Source organism: Herbaspirillum sp. meg3, assembly GCF_002257565.1.
GTDB lineage: Bacteria > Pseudomonadota > Gammaproteobacteria > Burkholderiales > Burkholderiaceae_D > Herbaspirillum.
On record NZ_CP022736.1, the window covers coordinates 1,907,237 to 1,926,894 of the forward strand.

A 19,658-nucleotide genomic window follows, 5' to 3' on the forward strand; every position below is an offset into this window, starting at 1 on the left:
AAAGAGCTGTGTTACATTCAACTCACGTTATCAAGTTTTTATCTTTGGTGTCGTAATTGAAAATGAAAGCCCTCTTTCGGTCATGTATTCCATCATTTGCTTGAGAAGATTGCATGTAACCTGATAGCAGGTAAAAAACACTGAACGCCACTGGGACGGGAGTAGGCACTTGTTAGTCATAATTGGATATGTGATCGTCATGGCGTCCGTCTTCGGCGGATTTGCAATGGCCGGGGGGCATCTAGGGGCACTCTTTCAACCAATCGAACTGCTGATGATCGGCGGCGCGGCGGGTGGTGCTTTTCTTGTCGGTAACAACAACAAGGCCATCAAGGCGACGCTCAAGGCGCTGCCGACGGTCTTCAAGGGGTCGACTTACACCAAAGCTCTGTACATGGAGCTGATGTCGCTGATGTTCGAAATTCTGACCAAGTCGCGTAAAGAGGGCTTGATGTCAATCGAAGGCGATATCGAAGAACCGGAAGCCAGCCCGATTTTCAGCAAATATCCGGGCGTTCTGGCAGATCACCATCTGATCGAATTCATGACCGACTATCTGCGTTTGATGGTGTCGGGGAACATGGATGCGTTTCAGATCGAGAATCTGATGGACAACGAAATCGAGACCCATCATCACGAAGGCGAAATTCCAGCTCATTGTATTGCCAAGCTCGGCGACGGTATGCCGGCGTTCGGTATTGTGGCGGCGGTGATGGGCGTGGTGCACACGATGGAATCGGTGGGTATTCCACCGTCCGAACTGGGTATGCTGATCGCCCATGCGCTGGTCGGTACCTTCCTCGGTATTCTGCTTGCATACGGCTTTGTGGGTCCATTGTCGAGCTTGCTGGAGCAAAAACTCCATGAGTCGACCAAGATCTATCAATGCGTCAAAGTTACATTGCTCGCCAGCTTGAATGGGTATGCTCCTGCCTTGTCGATCGAATTCGGTCGTAAGGTCCTGTTCTCGACAGAACGTCCTTCCTTCCTTGAGTTGGAAGAGCACGTCAAACAGGCAAAAGGCAAGTAATCCGACATGACCCGTAATCAGCAGGAGTAAGGCATGGCCGACGAAGGGCTACGTCCCATTATTGTTAAACGCATCAAGAAGGGCGGCGGCGGTCATCACGGCGGCGCCTGGAAGATCGCCTACGCCGACTTCGTGACGGCGATGATGGCGTTCTTCCTGCTGATGTGGCTGCTTGGCTCGACCGCGAAGGGTGACCTCAACGGTATTGCCGAATATTTCAAAACTCCCCTGAAAGTAGCGATGGCCGGTGGCTCAGGCAGCGGTGACGCCAATACGGTGTTACCCGGCGGCGGTAAGGATCTGACGCGTCAGGAAGGTCAATTGCGCAAGGGCGAAAATGAAGTCGTCAACAAGCGCAGCGTACGCGCTGCTCAGGCCGAACTCGAAAAAGCAGAGCGCCAGCGTCTGGATGAGTTGAAGAAGCGTATCGAAACCGCCATCGACAGCAGCCCGACACTGAAGCAATTCAAGAATCAATTGTTGATCGACATTACCTCTGAGGGTTTGCGTATCCAGATCGTGGACGAAAAGAACCGTCCGATGTTTGCCCTGGCCAGTGCGCAACTGCAACCGTACACCCGTGAAATCTTGCGTGAGATCGGCAAAACGCTAAACGACGTGCCCAACAAGATCAGTCTCTCCGGGCATACTGATGCCACGCCGTATTCCAGTGGTGAAAAGGGATACAGCAACTGGGAGTTGTCCGCCGACCGCGCCAATGCATCGCGTCGCGAACTGATTTCCGGCGGGATGGATGAATCCAAGGTGCTGCGCGTAGTGGGGTTGTCTTCTGCGGTGCTGTTGGATAAGGAAGATCCTTTCAATCCGATCAACCGCCGCATCAGCATCATCGTCATGAACAAGAAGGCTGAAGAGTTGGTACAAAATGGTGGATCGTCATCTCTGGATGTAACGTCTGATTCGGACGTGAAAGATGGTCTCAGCGAACAGCCCGTCAAGAATTAACTGGACTTTAAACACCAGGCCCAATTGAAAAGGAGGGCTTTGCATGTCGACACCTAAAATGCGGCAAGAACTCAAGCGTTTGTTGCTCGATACGGCAAGCGGCGGAAGCAGGCAATTGACGGAAGTCGAGACGGATCTGGTGCAGACCAACATCCTTCTCGGCGAAGCCATCGAGAAGCTGGGTTCCAGCTTCATGGAATTGCATACAGCCGTACTTGCGCAACAAAAAGAACTCGAAGTCGTCATGGCCGGCAAGGGCACCTTGTCTGCTGACGATGTCGGTCGCCTCAAGGTAATGCAGGACGAGATCACCGTGCATGTCAATGCAGCAGTTACGGGCCTGCAATTCCAGGATATGACAAGCCAATTGCTGGAGCGGATCGTGCGCCGTGTGATTGGTTTGCGTGATGCGTTGGGCGTGTTGAGCGCCAACAGTTTTGAAATCACTCCAGATGGTTCTCAGTCGATTGAGGAGTTGGAGGGCCTGCTGAAAAATACGGTCGAGTCGATGGAAGAGCGTCTGACAGCGCTCGAAAACGGCTTGTGGAAAACAGTACGGCAAACACGGATGGAGAGCGGCGATATCGAATTGTTTTAATTCAACGCCGCCTCAATATGCATGTTCAGCAAGCTTGATCGGTGATCTGAGCAGTAAGCTGAATTTACACGTGTGATAGTAATTTTTGATAATGGATGCGGCATAATGAGTTGGGCAAACTCAGACCCGCAAACAAAGAACAGGGAGTAAAAATGTCTAAAACAATTCTTGCGGTAGACGACTCGGGGTCACTGCGCCAGATGGTGGTGTTCAGCCTGAAGGCAGCCGGCTATCAGGTTACCGAAGCGGTAGACGGGCAAGATGCGCTGGACAAAGCGAAGCTGCAGACGTTCGATCTGGTGCTGACCGATCAGAATATGCCGCGTATGGATGGTCTGACGCTGATTCGCTCCTTGCGCGCACTGACCAGCTATCAACGCGTACCTATCCTGATGCTGACGACAGAGTTCAGCGACGAAATGAAGGCCAAAGGTAAAGCCGCCGGCGCTAATGGCTGGCTGGTGAAGCCTTTCGATCCGCAGCGTTTGACAGAAGTGGTTAAAAAAGTCATCGGCTAGTGTCAATAATTAACGATAAAAAATACACCTAAAGCATCTATGACGGAGCCCAATCATGACCATTGATATGAGCCAGTTTTTCCAGGTGTTTTTCGACGAGGCCGAGGAAGGCCTTGCCGAAATGGAAAAGCTTCTGCTGGCCGTTAATGTGTCGGATCCCGACGACGAAGATCTGAACGCGATCTTTCGTGCGGCCCATTCGATCAAGGGCGGATCGGCTACGTTTGGCCTGACCGACATTACCGAAATAACGCACGTACTCGAATCTTTGCTGGACCGTATTCGCCAAGGGCAGATGGCATTGACCAGTCAGCACGTCGATGCATTTTTGGCGGCAAAGGATATTCTGAAATCCATGCTTGATGGGCATCGCCATGGTGCGACCGTCGATCTGGAGGCTGTTGCCGATGTCCGTATGCTGCTGCAATCCCTATCCGAAGGGGCCGGTAAAAAGGCGGCTGCGTCACAAACACCCGCTGGCTCTGGCGGCATGAGCCGTTATCGCATTGAATTGCCGCAGCTTGCCGAGCGTGAGCTCGAGGCGTTGCAGCAAGAGCTGGGTCTTCTCGGAACGATTGAAAAAACCGAGGCAGAAGAAGGGCGCTGTGTCTTCATTCTGGATACGACTAAAGGCGCCGACAGCATTCATGAAATTTGCTCCTTCCTTGTCAATGCCGACGACCTGAAGATTTCTCAGGCTGTTGCTGCGCGCTCGAAGGAAGAAGAGCAGGGTTATGGGTTCTTTGCGCCATTTGTGCCGCAAGATGCCACCGATGAAGAGCGTGGTTATGGGTTCTTTGCACCCTTTGTACCGGTGAACGCGACGGATAAGGAGCGTGGCTACGGTTTCTTCGAGCCTTTCGTCCCGCAGGGTGACGTCGAGCAAGCCAAGCAGGCGGCAGAAACCGCTGCGCATGGTGATCACGACGAACCTCCTGCGTTGGCGGTGAGTGAACATGCCGGCGAAAAGAAAGCCAAGGGCGAAAAACAGCCGGTTCACGAATCGTCTTCGATTCGTGTCGGCATCGAAAAGGTGGATCAACTGATCAATCTTGTCGGCGAGCTGGTTATCACCCAGGCGATGATCGAGCAGCGCACCGGTACTCTGGATCCGATGCTGCATGAACATTTGCTGAACAGCGTCAGTCAACTCACACGTAACACGCGTGACCTGCAGGAGTCTGTCATGTCGATACGCATGATGCCGATGGACTACGTGTTCTCACGTTTCCCGCGCATGGTGCGTGATCTTGCTGCCAAGCTGAACAAGCGCGTCGAGTTTGTTACGCATGGCGCTGCGACCGAGCTGGATAAGGGACTGATTGAACGTATCGTCGATCCGCTGACCCATCTGGTGCGCAATAGTATTGACCATGGGATTGAAATTCCGGAAACGCGCCTCGCGGCCGGCAAGACGGATTACGGCACGTTATCGCTGTCGGCTGAACATCAAGGCGGCAATATCATCATCGAAGTGACTGATGACGGTGGTGGATTGAACCGCGAGCGGATTCTGGCCAAGGCCAAGCAGCAAGGCATGGGCGTCTCGGACAATCTGAGCGATAGCGATGTCTGGCAGTTGATTTTCGAGCCTGGGTTCTCCACTGCCGAGCAAGTTACTGACGTTTCCGGCCGTGGTGTGGGTATGGACGTGGTCAAACGCAATATTCTAGCCATGGGCGGCGCAGTCGATATTCGCTCCAGCAAGGGTTTTGGTACGACTATTTCCATTTCCTTGCCGCTCACGCTGGCGATTCTGGATGGCATGTCGATTCGCATCGGCCATGAAATCTACATATTGCCGCTTGGCTACGTGGTCGAGTCGTTGCAGCCGGCAACCCAGGACGTCAAGGAAATCAGCGGCCAAGGCAAGGTTATCAAGGTTCGCGGCGAATATCTGCCCTTGCTGCCGCTGTATCAGATCTTCAATATTGAATCGACTTTTACCGACCCTTCGCAGGGATTGGTGGTTATTTTGGAATCAGATGGCAAGAAAGCTGCATTATTCGTCGATGATTTGATTGGCCAGCAGCAAATTGTTGTCAAGAACCTGGAATCCAATTATCGTAAGGTTGCAGGGATTTCTGGTGCTACTATTCTGGGTGACGGCGGCGTTGCCTTAATCATAGATGTTGCCGCTTTGCTGCGATCAACAAGGCAGTTAAGCGATGAATCCGTATTTTCCTGATTTTTTATAAGGGCCATTTATCATGTCAGACAACATGTCGAAAACTATTTCCGGCTTTGGCGAAAAAGCCGACAGCACGGGAAATGAATTCCTCGCCTTTACTTTGGGCAAGGAAGAGTATGGTATCGATATCCTGAAAGTCCAGGAAATCCGCGGGTATGAAGCCGTGACTCGTATCGCGAACTCGCCTGACTTCATCAAGGGTGTCGTCAATCTGCGCGGCATCATTGTTCCTATCGTCGACATGCGCATCAAGTTCCAGCTGGGCGAACCGACATACGATCAATTCACCGTCGTGATCATCCTGAATATCTCCGGTCGTGTGGTCGGTATGGTTGTAGACAGCGTTTCGGACGTGATCACCTTGTCGCCAGAACAAATCAAGCCGGCGCCTGAAATGGGCACCACGTTTGACTCCGACTACCTGATCGGTCTGGGCACACTGGATGAGCGCATGCTGATCCTGGTTGATATCGACAAGCTGATGTCCAGCGCCGATATGGGCCTGATCGAAAAGCTGGCAGCGTAAGCAACAGCTAATACAGCTTCTGATAAGAGCACACGCCGCATGGCTCTGCGGCGTGTGCTCTTTTATTTTGTGCGGGATAACGTGTGTAACCATGACTCAAGTTGGTCATGGGTACTGCGTGAGAAGCCTGTTCTTTGACCCCTGACCCCTGACCCCTGACCCCTGACCCCTGACCCCTGACCCCTGACCCCTGACCCCTGACCCCTGACCCCTGACCCCTGACCCCTGACCCCTGACCCCTGACCCCTGACCCCTGACCCCTGACCTCGACTGGCATGGATGACGTATGCCGATCAAGTGGCAGTGAGGGCGGTGAGCCCGATCGCAGATGTCTGCGTGGCTTTTGAGCTTAGTGGAAGTGTTCCGTCGACGCAGGTACGTCTTCCGGCATTTCCGCATGCACCAGATCGCCATCCGGCGCCGGGAATAGCGGCGTGCCGCAATCATCGCAGAACTCCATCGTATAGCGCTCCGCATGCAGTTTGATGTGGACAATGCCGCACTCGCGCAAAACCTCCAGAATTTCTTCTATCGGCGTTTTGGCGCTCTCTGGCTCGGATAGGTCGCGTACCTCATCGCCATCCTCCTGCTCGTACAAAGGCCACACAATGCCGTAGACGATGCCATCATCATCGGCCAGATTGAATCCAATGCGATATTCATCGATTTGGCCGTTGATGTTCTCGCAGAAGCTGCCGATGTTGGCGTGCAGCTCCGAGGAGGCAACGCCCAAGGTGTGGGTCAGGTAATGGTCGGCAGCGCGAATTGCGGCAGGGCGGATGCGCTTGTCCGCTTCGCGGCAAGCAAAGTAATACGGCTGCGGAAGCAGTAGTTCTACATTACAACCAGGGAGGAAGCTGGTCAGTAATGGAGTTGCTTGAGTCGTCCACGCTTTGAGGGCTGCCTCTTTTTCGTGAATGACCGATGCGTGTTCATCCATCTGCCATCGGAACAATGGTGTGCCGGTCGGTACTGCCACTGCAGCGATCATATAACGTGTATCGGCGAGGAAAGGTGCGGTAGGCGTTTGTTCCAAGGCGAGTTGCGGCTGACTTTGTTTGAGGGCTGCCTGCCCCATGCGTTGAGCAAGAGCAAATACATCTGCATGATGGCGTGGCAACTGCTCGATCGCATACAGGGTCGGCGCCAGCGCCAGATGGGCGTTGTCTGCCAGAACATGGGCGTGCAAGTGGGCGAACAAGCCGTTGCGAACGTCGGCCGGCAGGTTACCGGAGGCGATGCTGAAGCGTGTCCACGCCAACACCGGCAGCGCCAGCAATTGCACGCTATAGAGTTTGCCGTCATATTCAAGCGCGCATGCTTCGCTGTTGGCTTCTACGGCCTCAACCAGCACGTCGTAGGCTTCAAGATCGGATTTGAACAGATGATCCAGCGCGGAGTCGATCATGCCTTGATGCGCGCTTTTCAGTTGTTTATGCAGCAGCAGATCGAGGGATCGCTCCCAAGCTCTTTCTTCCAGACGACTGGTGGAGCCGGCGACCGCTTGTGATGAATTGACCAGGCGCTGACTTTCAGCGGACAACCTGGAGGAGGAACGTTTGGCGGGGCGGCGCATGATGAAATATCGACAATCAAATGGTAGGAATATCTATTGTAGTTGATTCGACATCGCCTCGGGGATTGCCGTCAGGCATGCACTTTTACAGATGCATAGGCGCGTGCGCTCAAGACGCCGGCCCATAAAAAAACGCCGGTCGAAACCGGCGTTTTTGTTTGCTGCACGTCCCGCAAAGCAGGACGTTTCCACTGTGATTGCTGGCAGTGATTAAGCTGCCAGCAGTTGACGCAGCACGAATGGCAGAATACCGCCGTGCTTGTAGTAGTCAACTTCGATCGGTGTATCGATGCGCAACAGCAGTTTGACTTCCTTGGTTTCACCGTTCTTGCGATGGATCACCAGAGTTGCTTCTTGCTGTGGCTTGATTTCGCCTTCCAGGCCCTTCAGGTCGAAAGTTTCTTCGCCTGTGATGCCCAGAGTCTGCACGCTGTCGTTGCCGATGAATTGCAGTGGCAACACGCCCATGCCGACCAGATTCGAGCGGTGGATACGTTCGAAGGAGCGAGTGATCACAGCCTTCACGCCCAGAAGTTGTGTACCCTTGGCAGCCCAGTCACGCGAGGAGCCTGTACCGTACTCTTCGCCGCCGAACACCATGGTTGGCACGCCGTCGTTGACGTACTTCATGGCTGCGTCATAGATCGCCATTTGTTCGCCGGTCGGTTGGTGAACAGTCACGCCGCCTTCAACGCCCGGCACCATCAGGTTCTTGATACGCACGTTGGCGAATGTGCCGCGCATCATGATTTCATGGTTACCGCGACGCGAGCCGTACGAGTTGAAGTCTGCCTTCAACACGCCGTTGGCTTGCAGCCACTTGCCGGCTGGGCTGGAGTCCTTGATCGAACCGGCCGGGGAAATATGGTCGGTCGTGATCGAATCGCCGAATACGCCCAGGGCGCGTGCGCCGGTGATGCCGGTTGCAGCTGCTGTCGGCACTTCAGTGAAGTTTTCGAAGAATGGCGGTTCAGCGATGTAAGTCGATGTCGGCCAATTGTAGACTTCGCCCTTGGCGACGCCCTTGATGGCTTCCCACAGCTTGCCTGGTGCGCCCTTGACGTCGGCGTAGTTCTCTTTGAAGACCTTCGCGTTCATCGCAAACTTCAACAGCTTTTCGATTTCTTGCGAAGTCGGCCAGATGTCGCCCAGGAAGATTTCCTTGCCGCCCTTGCCCTTGCCGACTGGTTGTGTCATCAGGTCGACATTGACGTTACCGGCGATGGCGTAAGCCACGACCAGCGGAGGTGACGCCAGGAAGTTCGAGCGGATGTTCGGGTGAATACGCGCTTCGAAGTTGCGGTTACCCGACAGCACTGCGGAGGCGACGATGTCGTTCTTGACGATCGCTTCGTTCATTGCTGGTGTCAGGTCGCCGGCGTTACCGATGCAAGTGGTGCAACCATAAGCGGTCACGCCAAAGCCCAGTTTTTCCAGATAACCCAACAGGCCGGCTGCTTCCAGATACTTGGTCACAACGCGGGATCCAGGCGCCAGCGAAGTCTTGATGTGCGGAGCAACCTTCAGGCCGGCTTCAACAGCCTTCTTGGCCAGCAAGCCGGCTGCCAGCAGCACGCTTGGGTTCGATGTGTTGGTGCACGAGGTGATCGCAGCGATCAGCACGTCGCCGTTCTTGACATCGACGCCGTCGGCGTTGGTGTATGCCTTTGGCAGATCTTCAATCTTCTTGTTGAAGCCGTTTTCTGCAACCGGCTTGACGAACAGGTCGGCGAAGGTCGACTTGACGTTGCCGATTTCGATACGGTCTTGCGGACGCTTAGGACCAGCCAGCGACGGTGCAACGGTACCCAGATCCAGCGACACTTCGCTGGTGTAGTCGATGTCGCCCGCCTTTGGAATACCGAACAGGTTTTGTGCCTTGAAGTAGGATTCGAACGCGTCGATTTCCGCCTTGGTGCGGCCGGTGCCCTTGAAGTAGTCGATAGTTGCTTCATCAACTGGGAAGAAGCCCATGGTCGCGCCGTATTCAGGCGCCATGTTGGCGATGGTGGCGCGGTCGGTCAGCGACAGCGACTTGGTGCCTTCGCCGAAGAATTCGACAAACTTGCCCACAACCTTGGTCTTGCGCAGCAGTTCGGTGATGGTCAACACCAGATCGGTTGCGGTGCAACCTTCGCGCAGCGCGCCGGTCAGGTTCACGCCGACCACGTCAGGTGTCAGGAAGTAAACCGGTTGGCCCAGCATGCCGGCTTCCGCTTCGATGCCGCCCACGCCCCAGCCGACTACGCCGATACCGTTGATCATGGTGGTGTGCGAGTCAGTGCCGACCAGCGTGTCTGGATAGTAGACGCCAGTCTTGTTGTGCACGCCGCGGGCCAGGTATTCCAGGTTCACCTGGTGAACGATGCCGAAGCCTGGGGGCACCACGCCGAAGGTGTCGAATGCCTGCATGCCCCATTTCATGAACTGGTAGCGCTCGTTATTGCGCTCGAATTCCAGTTTCATGTTCAGGTCCAGCGCTTTCTTTTCCCGGAAGTGGTCGATTTGTACGGAGTGATCGACAACCAGATCCACTGGAACCAGCGGTTCGATATTCTTTGGGTTCTTGCCCAGCTTGTTGGCGACGTTACGCATTGCGGCCAGGTCGGCCAGCAGTGGAACGCCGGTGAAGTCTTGCAGCACCACGCGTGCAACCACAAACGGGATTTCGTCAACGCGGGCAGCCTTGGCGCCCCAGTTCGCCAATTGCTTGACGTGCTCTTCAGTCACTTTCTGGCCGTCGCAGTTACGCAGGACGGATTCCAGCACGATACGGATCGACACTGGCAGACGGGAGATGTTGATCCCGAGTTTCTTTTCCAGGGCGGGCAGGGAGTAGAACTTGCCTTTCTTGGAACCAGAAATCTTGAATTCCTTTAGGGTGTTCAATGTGTTGCGGGACATGGCCTCTTCTCCTTAGATTACGGATGGTATAAGTGTTTGCTTGCGCTGCGAAACCTGTGAAGCCAAGTTGCGCAGCAAATACGGGACTGCTCTACTGATAAATTCGTGCTGAATCTTGTTACCTGTTTGCTGCTTAGCTCTTCGGTGCCGCTGCTGCCGGCGCTTGAGCCGTCGGCAGTTCTACATTCTTGCATTCGTTGGCCAGTTGCTGACCCTTCTTGGAATCCAGCAGGATGCCCTTGGCAGGGATGCCGATCCAGACAAGGCCAACCTTGCGGTTTTCAAAGCGGTTGGCGCCGGTGGTGGTCACGACACGGGTCAGGCGATTGACGCGCTTGTTCCAGCGAATGGCGATGTGCTTGTCGTCATCATCGTTCTTGTAGATGGTCAGCTTGTTGCCCATTTCGCAGTTGAAATCGGCTGACTTGGTGCCGCCGATTTCCGGTTCGTTTTCATCGTCCTCTGCGTCGGACGAAAGCGGCATTTTTTCAACAGGTGCGGCAGCAGCCTTGGCAGGCGCTTTCTTCTTGGCGGTCTTTTTTGCTTTTGTGGTGGCCGGGGCTGTTTCGGCGAATGCTTGTGGCATGCCGACAGCGAAGAGGGCGCTTACGAGTGTCAGGGCGGTCAGGTATTTTTTCATCTTGCGGGTCAATTGATCTTCGTTAATGTTCAATGTTGCAGGGTGGTTGAAATCGGTGCGGTTGCTGCTGTGCTGGTTTCTGCAAACCACTGTGCAACTGCCGCGGGTAAAGCAGCGCCGCCGGCGTGACCGCGCTGCAGAATGCTCCAGTAATAGCGATAACTCGCACGATCATGCAACGTGCCGTCGTGTTGTATCGGCCCCCATTGCACATCCCTGGCTTTAAGCAGGATTTGTGCCGCTTCGCCGATTTCATCGTCGGCTGGCGAGAGCGTTTGCACGATCGCTTTGATCTGGTTTGGATGGATACTCCACATCCGGGTGTAGCCGAATTCTTGTGCTGCGCGGCCGGCATCGCCCGTAACCACGGCGGCATCTTTGATGTCGGTGGTCACGTTGTGCGACGGCACTTTGCCGTGTGCGTGGCAGGCTGCAGAAATCTCCAATTTGGCGCGCGCTACCAGCGGGTGCGTGAACTGGCCAGGCGAGCGCATCGCGGTACTCGGGATCGCACCGTAGTGCGCGGATACAAAGTCCATCACACCAAAGGACAGTGATTCAACTTGTGGCAGCGCGGCGATCCGGCGCACATCTTCCAAGGCACCGTGGGTCTCGATCAGCACATGCAGCGGCGGCGTGCGGCGACCGGCTTCGCTGGTGTGACGAGAAATGGTGGCAATGGCGCGTTGAACATCGGCCAGACTGTCCGCCTTGGGCAGCATCAGGTAAGCCAGTCGCGGGATATTCGCAACGGCGGCGGTAGCGCAGATCGTCGCGACATCTTGTTCGAAAAAGGGGCTGGTGACGTCATGCACGCGGGCACCGATGCGGCCAAAGCGATTGTCATCGCCGGCGATCAAGGAGCCAACCAGTTGCGCGTGTTCGACTTCGTTGCCGGCGCTGGCGCCGTCTTCGCAGTCGAGCGTGATATCAAAAATCGGGCCGAGTTCTTGTTGCAGGGCAATCGACTTGCGCATCAGCTTTTCGGAGCCGGCGTAATGATCGCAGACCGGTATCGAGACCGGTTGTCGGGTGCCTGGGAACAAGACCTGGGTGGGATGCATTGCTGCTGAATTCCGAATGTATGCAAAATGACGCGGCGGCTGTACGAGCCCGCCGCGTGCTGGTCAATTAGCCGACCAGGTGTTTGACGCCTTCGCGCTCTTCCGACAATTCCTTGAGCGTGATGTTGATGCGCTCTTGGGAGAATTCGTCGATTTCGAGGCCTTGGACGATCTTGTATTCGCCGTTCTCGGTCGTGACCGGGAAGCCGAACATGGTGCCTTCAGGGATACCGTAGGAGCCGTCCGATGGAACACCCATGGTGGTCCACTTGCCGTTGGTGCCCAGGATCCAGTCATGCACGTGATCAATTGCTGCATTGGCTGCCGAAGCTGCCGAGGACAGGCCGCGCGCTTCGATGATTGCCGCGCCGCGCTTGCCGACTGTTGGCAGGAAAGTGTCCTTGTTCCAGACCTGATCGTTGATCAGATCCTTGACCGGCTTGCCGTCTGCTGTCGCAAAACGGTAGTCGGCGTACATGGTTGGCGAGTGGTTGCCCCAGACGCACAGCTTTTCGATTGCCGAAACCGGTTGGCCGATCTTGGCCGCAACTTGCGACAACGCGCGGTTGTGGTCCAGGCGCAGCATGGCGGTGAAGTTCTTGGCCGGCAGATTCGGCGCCGACTTCATGGCGATGTAAGCATTGGTGTTGGCTGGGTTGCCGACGACCAGAACCTTGACGTCGCGAGAAGCAACGGCATCCAGAGCCTTGCCTTGCACGGTGAAGATTTGTGCATTGGCTTCCAGCAGGTCCTTGCGCTCCATACCTGGGCCGCGTGGGCGTGCGCCAACCAGCAGGGCGATATCGGCATCCTTGAATGCTGTCATCGGGTCGCTGTGCGCGGTCACGCCGGCCAGCAATGGGAATGCACAGTCATCGATTTCCATGATGACGCCCTTCAGGGCCTTTTGCGCTTTTTCATCCGGGATTTCCAGCAACTGCAGGATCACTGGCTGGTCTTTACCCAGCAGGTCGCCGTTAGCAATGCGGAAGAGAAGGGAGTAACCGATTTGACCGGCGGCGCCGGTAACGGCAACACGCTTGGGGGCTTTAGCCATGTTGAATCTCCAAAGTGGTGATAGAAAGCGTTTAATGCTGCTATGAAGCCTCAATTTGGTCCGAACTTCGCAGTTGCGGCTGCTTCGGGGCTTCTTGCCGGCATCTCGGAAGATGCCGGCAATTACTTCGTATTCTTAAGAGACTGTAATCATACCGTCGAAAAGCGCACGTGGTCAGCTTGTTTCGCCGATTTTCAGCAGAGATCTGACAGAGCAAATCGCGTGGATGTTGCGCGCGTTATGTAAGTGCAGGTCGATCTGTTGATGTATGTGTCTGCTCTGGGTGTACTCGTCGCCGAATATGCCCGCGAGTGTAGGCTTGCCCGGGTGCTCTGTCAATCACTATCTTATATCTTATATAAGACATATTATTGAGTACTTTTTGCTGGACGAGGGTAGGGTTTTTGTGGTCAAATTTGGGGTTATGAGCTCCAGTCTGCCCAATCTGAACAACAGCGACGCGCAAAGCGTGGGCACCAGTGTTGCTGGAGCAGCTCCTACCTTTAGTCCCCTCTATCAGCAAATCAAGGCTTTAATCACCCAGCGTCTGGAATCGGGCGAGTGGAAGCCTGGCGAATTGATTCCCAGCGAAGTTGAGCTTGGCAGCCGTTTTAAGGTGAGCCAGGGAACCGTGCGCAAGGCGATCGACGAGCTGGCAGCTGAAAATCTGGTCGTGCGCCGGCAGGGTAAGGGGACGTTTGTTGCCACGCATCATGAAACGCATGCGCAGTTCCGTTTCCTGCGTCTGACGGCGGATGTGGATGAGCCGCAACGCGCGGAAAACAAGATTATTGAAGTCAAGCGCATGCGCGCGCCCGCTGAAGTGGCGCGCCAGCTTGATATTAAATCGGGTGACTCCGTCATTTTCATCAAACGGGTAAAATCCTTTAACGGCGTTCCGACCATACTTGAAGATATCTGGTTGCCCGGTCTGATTTTCAAAGGGCTGACCGCGGAACGTCTGATGGAATATAAGGGGCCGCTGTACGGCCTGTTTGAAACGGAATTCGGGACACGCATGATTCGCGCTGCTGAGCAGATTCGTGCCGTGGGGGCGGATCCGGAGTCTGCGGGATTTCTGGGGGTGCCACCCCAAACGCCTTTGTTGAGTGTCGATCGCGCTTCGTATACGTACGGCGACAAGCCTGTCGAAATGCGGCGCGGCTTGTATTTGACGTTGAATCATCACTATCAGAGTGAGCTGAATTAAGCGAGTAAGGCCAGGTCTTTGCTCGCATCCGTCTGCTGTCTGGGGGAAAGCTTAATTTGCTGCGAAGCAGAATAAGTGTTGGTGAACGTTCATGAAATCGGCGAAAATTGCAGGATTGTTTTAAATCTGAGGAGAACCTTGTTATGTCTGAAGCCGCTAAACCACCACGGCCACAATTTCGTAACATTAACATTACCCAAATTGCTGGTTACCGTATGCCGCTGGCTGCTCTGGTGTCGATCATGCACCGTGTCAGTGGGTTGTTTTTGTTCCTGATGTTGCCGTTCATCCTGTATTTGCTGGATAACAGCCTGCTCTCCGAGGGTACCTTCGACTACCTCAAGGGCTTTGCCTCCAACTGGTTCGTCAAGCTGATCATTCTGGCCCTGTCCTGGGCTTATCTCCACCACTTCTGTGCCGGCATCCGCCACCTGATCATGGATAACCATATTGGTCTGGACAAGGACAGCGCACGCAAGTCGTCGAGCGGCGTTCTGGTTGTCAGCATCGCGCTGGTGATCGTTGTGGCATTGAAACTGTTCGGAGCATTCTAAAAATGGCAAACAATAATATCGGATCGAAGCGCCTCGTCGTGGGCGCTCACTACGGCATGCGCGACTGGCTGGCCCAGCGCGCCACCGCCGTCGTCATGGCTTTGTACACTGTCGTCCTGCTGGTTTGCTTTTTGACTTCCAGCGGTTTTTCTTACGACGGCTGGGCAGCAATGTTCTCGCATCAGTGGTTCAAGATGGCGACGTTCGCAGCCTTCATGGCCTTGTTCTACCACGCCTGGATTGGTGTGCGTGATATCTGGATGGATTATGTCAAGCCGGTCGCTGTGCGTCTGGTGTTGCAAGTTGCCACTATCCTGTGGCTGATCGTATGTGCCGGATGGGCGGCGCAGATTTTGTGGAGAATGTAATCGTGGCTGCTATCAAATCCACAATCCCTACACGCCGCTTTGATGCGGTTATTGTCGGCGCCGGCGGATCCGGTATGCGCGCTTCGTTGCAACTGGCTGAAGCCGGTCTGAACGTTGCGGTGTTGTCCAAAGTTTTTCCGACCCGCTCGCACACGGTTGCTGCTCAAGGCGGCATCGGCGCATCGCTGGGTAACATGTCGGAAGACAACTGGTACTGGCACATGTTTGACACCGTCAAGGGTTCGGACTATCTGGGTGACCAGGACGCCATCGAATTCATGTGCCGCGAAGCACCGAAGGCAGTCTACGAGCTGGAACACTTCGGTATGCCTTTCGACCGTAATCCGGACGGCACGATTTATCAACGTCCGTTCGGCGGTCACACTGCAAACTTTGGTGAAAAGCCGGTGCAACGCGCCTGTGCGGCAGCCGACCGTACCGGTCACGCACTGTTGCACACGCTGTATCAGCGCAACGTACGCGCCAAGACTCACTTCTTCGTTGAGTGGATGGCGATCGACATCATCCGCGATCAAGAAGGTACCGTCCTCGGTGTCGTCGCGCTGGAAATGGAAACCGGCGAAGTCATGATGTTGCAAGCCAAGACAACCTTGTTTGCAACTGGTGGCGCAGGCCGTATCTGGGCTGCATCGACCAACGCCTTCATCAATACCGGCGACGGTATGGGTATGGCGGCGCGCGCAGGTCTGCCGCTGCAAGACATGGAATTCTGGCAGTTCCACCCGACCGGCGTGGCTGGTGCGGGCGTGCTGATTACTGAAGGCGTGCGCGGCGAAGGCGGCATTCTGATCAACAGCAATGGCGAGCGTTTCATGGAGCGCTATGCGCCGACGCTGAAGGATCTGGCGCCGCGCGATTTCGTTTCGCGCTCGATGGATCAGGAAATCAAGGAAGGCCGTGGCGTTGGTCCAAACAAGGATCACGTGCTGCTGGATCTGCGTCATATCGGCGCCGACACGATTCAAAAGCGTCTGCCGTCGATTCTGGAAATTGCCCACAAGTTCGCCAACGTCGATGCGACCAAGGAGCCTATCCCCGTCGTGCCGACCATCCACTATCAAATGGGTGGTATCCCGACCAACGTCTATGGTCAGGTCGTTGTGCCAAAGAATGGTTCGTACAAGGAAGTCGTGCAGGGTATGTATGCGATCGGCGAATGCGCTTGCGTGTCGGTTCACGGCGCCAACCGTCTGGGCACCAACTCGCTGCTCGATCTGGTGGTGTTTGGTCGCGCTGCCGGCAATCACATTGTCGAGAGCAAGTTGCAAGATCGCAGTCATCAGGATCTGCCGGCAGATGCTGCCGACCGTGCGCTGGAGCGTCTGGCACGCCTGGAAAGCAGCACTGGTTCCGAACGCGTGCAGGATGTCGCCAACTCGATTCGCGCCACAATGCAGCACTACTGCGGCGTGTTCCGTACCGACGAGTTGCTCAACGAAGGCCGTGAAAAAATCATGGAACTGGATGAGCGCCGCAAGCATGTTTCGTTCAAGGATAAATCCAAGGTCTTCAACACAGCACGTGTCGAAGCACTGGAGCTGGACAACCTGATTGAAACAGCCAAGGCAACCATCACTTCCGCAGCTGCCCGCAAGGAATCGCGCGGCGCGCACGCTCATCGTGATTACGAAAAGCGCGACGACGTCGAATGGCTGAAGCACACACTGTGGTTTTCCGAGGGGAATCGTCTCGACTACAAACCAGTCAACATGCAACCGTTGACAGTCGAAACATTTAAACCTAAAGCACGTACTTTCTAAAAGGTCAGAACATGACACGTACTCTGAAATTTAAAATCTACCGCTACGATCCGGACAAGGACGAAAAGCCGTACATGCAAGATCTGACCGTCGAGTTGAAGCCAACCGACAAGATGCTGCTGGATGCTCTGCAGCGTATCAAGTCCGACGTGGATGATTCGCTGGCGCTGCGCCGCTCCTGCCGTGAAGGCGTGTGCGGTTCCGACGCGATGAACATCAACGGCAAGAACGGTCTGGCCTGCACCACCAACCTGAACGAGCTGTCAGAGCCTATCGTTCTGAAGCCGTTGCCAGGTTTGCCGGTGATCCGCGATCTGATCGTCGACATGACCAACTTCTTCAAGCAATACGATTCGATCAAGCCTTACCTGATCAACGACAGCATTCCTCCTGAAAAAGAGCGTCTGCAATCGCCTGAACAGCGTGAAGAACTCGATGGCGTGTATGAGTGCATTCTGTGCGCATGCTGCTCGACTTCGTGCCCGTCGTTCTGGTGGAATCCGGACAAGTTCGTCGGCCCGGCAGGTTTGTTGCAGGCATACCGCTTTATTGCGGACAGCCGCGACGAAGCGACCGGCCAGCGTCTGGACGATCTGGAAGATCCGTATCGTCTGTTCCGTTGCCGTTCCATCATGAACTGCGTCGATGTCTGCCCCAAGGGTCTGAACCCGAACAAGGCAATCGGCAAGATCAAGGAACTGATGGTTCGCCGCGCAGTATAAGAAGTGAGTGTTGAAAAGGCGGGAGGCGACTCCCGCCTTTAACTTGTGTTTTCGTGCTGGTCCGTTTGTTTGGCCGAGAACGCTGAAGTTTGTGGTGGTCGACGGCGCGCTGTTGTTGCCTCGATCGCACAAGTTGTACTACTTAGAAGTGAATTGAATCCATGTCCCAAAGCCATCAAGACGACCCCGCCAAACGTGCACGCCTGCGCTGGCGCGCCCGTCGTGGATTGCTGGAGAACGATCTCATTCTGACGCGTTTTCTCGACGCGAATGAAGAGAGCATGAGCGACGACGAAGTCGATGCGTTTTCCCGCCTGATGGATCTTGGCGATAACGACCTGATGGACTTGCTCCTTGTTCGCAAGGAGCCTGAAGCAGCGGTGGACTTGCCCCAAGTCCATGCCTTGCTCAAGAAATTGCGTAGCGCCTGAACGTTCTCCAGAGTTCTGGCAATATTGGTTCAAAAGCGGCCGGCGTTGTATTAGAGACTGTTGCAAAGTGAAGTTGGCGGGCATTCTGAAGAACAGGGTGCAGGCAAGTGAAGTTCATTTTGCAACAGGCTCTAAAGCGGTTGATTTGCGATTTTTGATTAACGATTCATCATCACAGCTGAAGGAAGAACTATGCCCACCTCAGATATCAAAGCGACCCTGTCGTTTTCCGACGGTACGCCATCCCTGGATTTTCCCGTCTACAAGGGCACGATCGGTCCGGATGTCATCGACATCCGCAAACTGTACGGCGCCACCGGCAAGTTCACTTACGATCCAGGCTTCATGTCGACTGCGGCATGTAATTCGTCGATCACCTACATTGACGGCGACAAGGGCGAGCTGCTGTACCGCGGTTACCCGATCGAGCAATTGGCTGTCAATTGCGACTTCCTGGAAACCTGCTATCTGTTGTTGCACGGCGAACTGCCGACTGCAGCACAAAAAGAAGAATTCGTCGGCACTGTGACTCAGCACACCATGGTGCATGAGCAAATGAACTTCTTCTTCCGCGGCTTCCGTCGTGACGCTCACCCGATGGCTGTGCTGACCGGTTCGGTCGGCGCATTGTCGGCGTTCTACCATGACTCGCTGGACATCAGCAATCCCGTGCATCGCGATGTTTCTGCGATCCGCATGATCGCCAAGCTGCCGACTCTGGTCGCCATGGCATACAAGTACAACATCGGCCAACCGTTCGTGTACCCACGTAACGACCTGTCGTACAGCGCCAATTTCATGCGCATGATGTTCGCGAACCCATGCGAAGAGTACAAGGTCAACGAAGTGTTGGTGCGCGCACTCGACCGTATCCTGATCTTGCACGCTGATCACGAGCAAAATGCATCGACATCGACCGTCCGTCTGGCCGGTTCGTCGGGTGCCAATCCATTCGCTTGTATCGCTGCAGGTATCGCGTGTCTGTGGGGCCCTGCTCACGGCGGCGCCAACGAAGCTGCACTGACCATGCTGGAAAGCATCGGTTCGGTTGATAAGATTCCTGAGTTCATCAAGCAAGTCAAGGACAAGAACTCCGGCGTCAAGCTGATGGGTTTCGGTCACCGCGTCTACAAGAACTACGATCCACGCGCCAAGCTGATGCGTGAAACCTGCTACGAAGTCCTGAATGAGCTGGGTCTGCATGACGATCCATTGTTCAAGCTGGCCATGGAACTGGAAAAGATCGCTTTGGAAGACGACTACTTCGTGTCCCGCAAGCTGTACCCGAACGTCGACTTCTACTCCGGTATCGTTCAGCGCGCGCTGGGCATCCCGACTTCGATGTTCACCTGCATTTTCGCCATGGCGCGTACCGTGGGTTGGATCGCTCAATGGAACGAAATGATCTCCGATCCAGAGCAAAAAATCGGTCGTCCACGTCAATTGTTCGTGGGCTCCGCAAAACGCGACGTTCCGGCAATCGACAAACGTTAATTGATGTCGTTGATGGCAGGCCTGGAAG

Annotated in this window: 18 protein-coding genes; 13 read left to right on the plus strand and 5 right to left on the minus strand. The window is 55.0% G+C overall.

Going from position 1 to position 19,658, the window contains the following annotated elements:
* The first annotated feature begins 169 nt into the window (after positions 1–169).
* The 6 genes from motA (at position 170) to hmeg3_RS08710 (ending at position 5,829) form a co-directional block, all read left to right on the plus strand.
* Positions 170–1,030: a flagellar motor stator protein MotA gene (motA, locus tag hmeg3_RS08685; RefSeq protein ID WP_094563378.1), complete on the plus strand. Its 861-nt coding sequence runs from the start codon at positions 170–172 to the stop codon at positions 1,028–1,030.
* 33 nt (positions 1,031–1,063) lie between these two features.
* Positions 1,064–1,996 carry a flagellar motor protein MotB gene (gene motB / locus hmeg3_RS08690; RefSeq protein ID WP_094563379.1) on the plus strand — a complete coding sequence of 311 codons (933 nt, stop codon included), beginning with the start codon at positions 1,064–1,066 and terminating at the stop codon, positions 1,994–1,996.
* Between the two features lie 43 nt (positions 1,997–2,039).
* A complete protein-coding gene (locus tag hmeg3_RS08695; RefSeq protein ID WP_094563380.1) occupies positions 2,040–2,594 on the plus strand; it encodes a chemotaxis protein in 555 nt (184 codons plus the stop codon).
* 152 nt (positions 2,595–2,746) lie between these two features.
* Positions 2,747–3,112, plus strand: coding sequence for a response regulator (locus hmeg3_RS08700; protein ID WP_007876463.1), 366 nt, complete (start codon positions 2,747–2,749; stop codon positions 3,110–3,112).
* A gap of 55 nt (positions 3,113–3,167) precedes the next feature.
* Positions 3,168–5,300, plus strand: a complete 2,133-nt coding sequence (cheA, locus tag hmeg3_RS08705; protein ID WP_094563381.1) for a chemotaxis protein CheA — start codon at positions 3,168–3,170, stop codon at positions 5,298–5,300.
* A gap of 34 nt (positions 5,301–5,334) precedes the next feature.
* A complete protein-coding gene (locus tag hmeg3_RS08710) occupies positions 5,335–5,829 on the plus strand; it encodes a chemotaxis protein CheW (RefSeq protein ID WP_369828864.1) in 495 nt (164 codons plus the stop codon).
* Positions 5,830–6,178: 349 nt separating this feature from the next.
* Here hmeg3_RS08710 and hmeg3_RS08720 read toward each other — a convergent pair whose 3' ends face one another.
* From hmeg3_RS08720 to hmeg3_RS08740, 5 genes are all read right to left on the minus strand, one after another.
* Positions 6,179–7,405: a DUF2863 family protein gene (locus hmeg3_RS08720; RefSeq protein ID WP_094563382.1), complete on the minus strand. Its 1,227-nt coding sequence runs from the start codon at positions 7,403–7,405 to the stop codon at positions 6,179–6,181.
* Between the two features lie 210 nt (positions 7,406–7,615).
* Positions 7,616–10,309, minus strand: a complete 2,694-nt coding sequence (acnA, locus tag hmeg3_RS08725; protein WP_094563383.1) for an aconitate hydratase AcnA — start codon at positions 10,307–10,309, stop codon at positions 7,616–7,618.
* 133 nt (positions 10,310–10,442) lie between these two features.
* A complete protein-coding gene (locus tag hmeg3_RS08730) occupies positions 10,443–10,949 on the minus strand; it encodes a hypothetical protein (RefSeq protein WP_094566219.1) in 507 nt (168 codons plus the stop codon).
* Positions 10,950–10,978: 29 nt separating this feature from the next.
* Positions 10,979–12,013: a CoA ester lyase gene (locus hmeg3_RS08735; RefSeq protein WP_094563384.1), complete on the minus strand. Its 1,035-nt coding sequence runs from the start codon at positions 12,011–12,013 to the stop codon at positions 10,979–10,981.
* A gap of 67 nt (positions 12,014–12,080) precedes the next feature.
* Positions 12,081–13,070, minus strand: coding sequence for a malate dehydrogenase (locus hmeg3_RS08740; protein WP_007876481.1), 990 nt, complete (start codon positions 13,068–13,070; stop codon positions 12,081–12,083).
* 424 nt (positions 13,071–13,494) lie between these two features.
* Here hmeg3_RS08740 and hmeg3_RS08745 point away from each other — a divergent pair, with 424 nt between their 5' ends.
* The 7 genes from hmeg3_RS08745 (at position 13,495) to gltA (ending at position 19,630) form a co-directional block, all read left to right on the plus strand.
* Positions 13,495–14,280, plus strand: coding sequence for a GntR family transcriptional regulator (locus tag hmeg3_RS08745; RefSeq protein ID WP_094563385.1), 786 nt, complete (start codon positions 13,495–13,497; stop codon positions 14,278–14,280).
* Positions 14,281–14,423: 143 nt separating this feature from the next.
* Positions 14,424–14,834, plus strand: coding sequence for a succinate dehydrogenase, cytochrome b556 subunit (gene sdhC, locus hmeg3_RS08750; RefSeq protein ID WP_050477248.1), 411 nt, complete (start codon positions 14,424–14,426; stop codon positions 14,832–14,834).
* A 2-nt stretch (positions 14,835–14,836) separates the two neighbouring features.
* The gene (sdhD, locus tag hmeg3_RS08755) at positions 14,837–15,202 is read left to right on the plus strand and encodes a succinate dehydrogenase, hydrophobic membrane anchor protein (RefSeq protein ID WP_050477247.1); all 366 of its coding nucleotides are present in this window, start codon (positions 14,837–14,839) and stop codon (positions 15,200–15,202) included.
* Between the two features lie 2 nt (positions 15,203–15,204).
* Positions 15,205–16,983 carry a succinate dehydrogenase flavoprotein subunit gene (sdhA, locus tag hmeg3_RS08760; RefSeq protein ID WP_094563386.1) on the plus strand — a complete coding sequence of 593 codons (1,779 nt, stop codon included), beginning with the start codon at positions 15,205–15,207 and terminating at the stop codon, positions 16,981–16,983.
* An 11-nt stretch (positions 16,984–16,994) separates the two neighbouring features.
* Positions 16,995–17,705, plus strand: a complete 711-nt coding sequence (locus hmeg3_RS08765; RefSeq protein ID WP_007876492.1) for a succinate dehydrogenase iron-sulfur subunit — start codon at positions 16,995–16,997, stop codon at positions 17,703–17,705.
* Between the two features lie 161 nt (positions 17,706–17,866).
* Complete coding sequence (locus hmeg3_RS08770; protein WP_050477245.1) at positions 17,867–18,136, plus strand: succinate dehydrogenase assembly factor 2; 270 nt, start codon at positions 17,867–17,869, stop codon at positions 18,134–18,136.
* 192 nt (positions 18,137–18,328) lie between these two features.
* Positions 18,329–19,630, plus strand: a complete 1,302-nt coding sequence (gene gltA / locus hmeg3_RS08775) for a citrate synthase (RefSeq protein WP_094563387.1) — start codon at positions 18,329–18,331, stop codon at positions 19,628–19,630.
* Positions 19,631–19,658 lie beyond the last annotated feature (28 nt).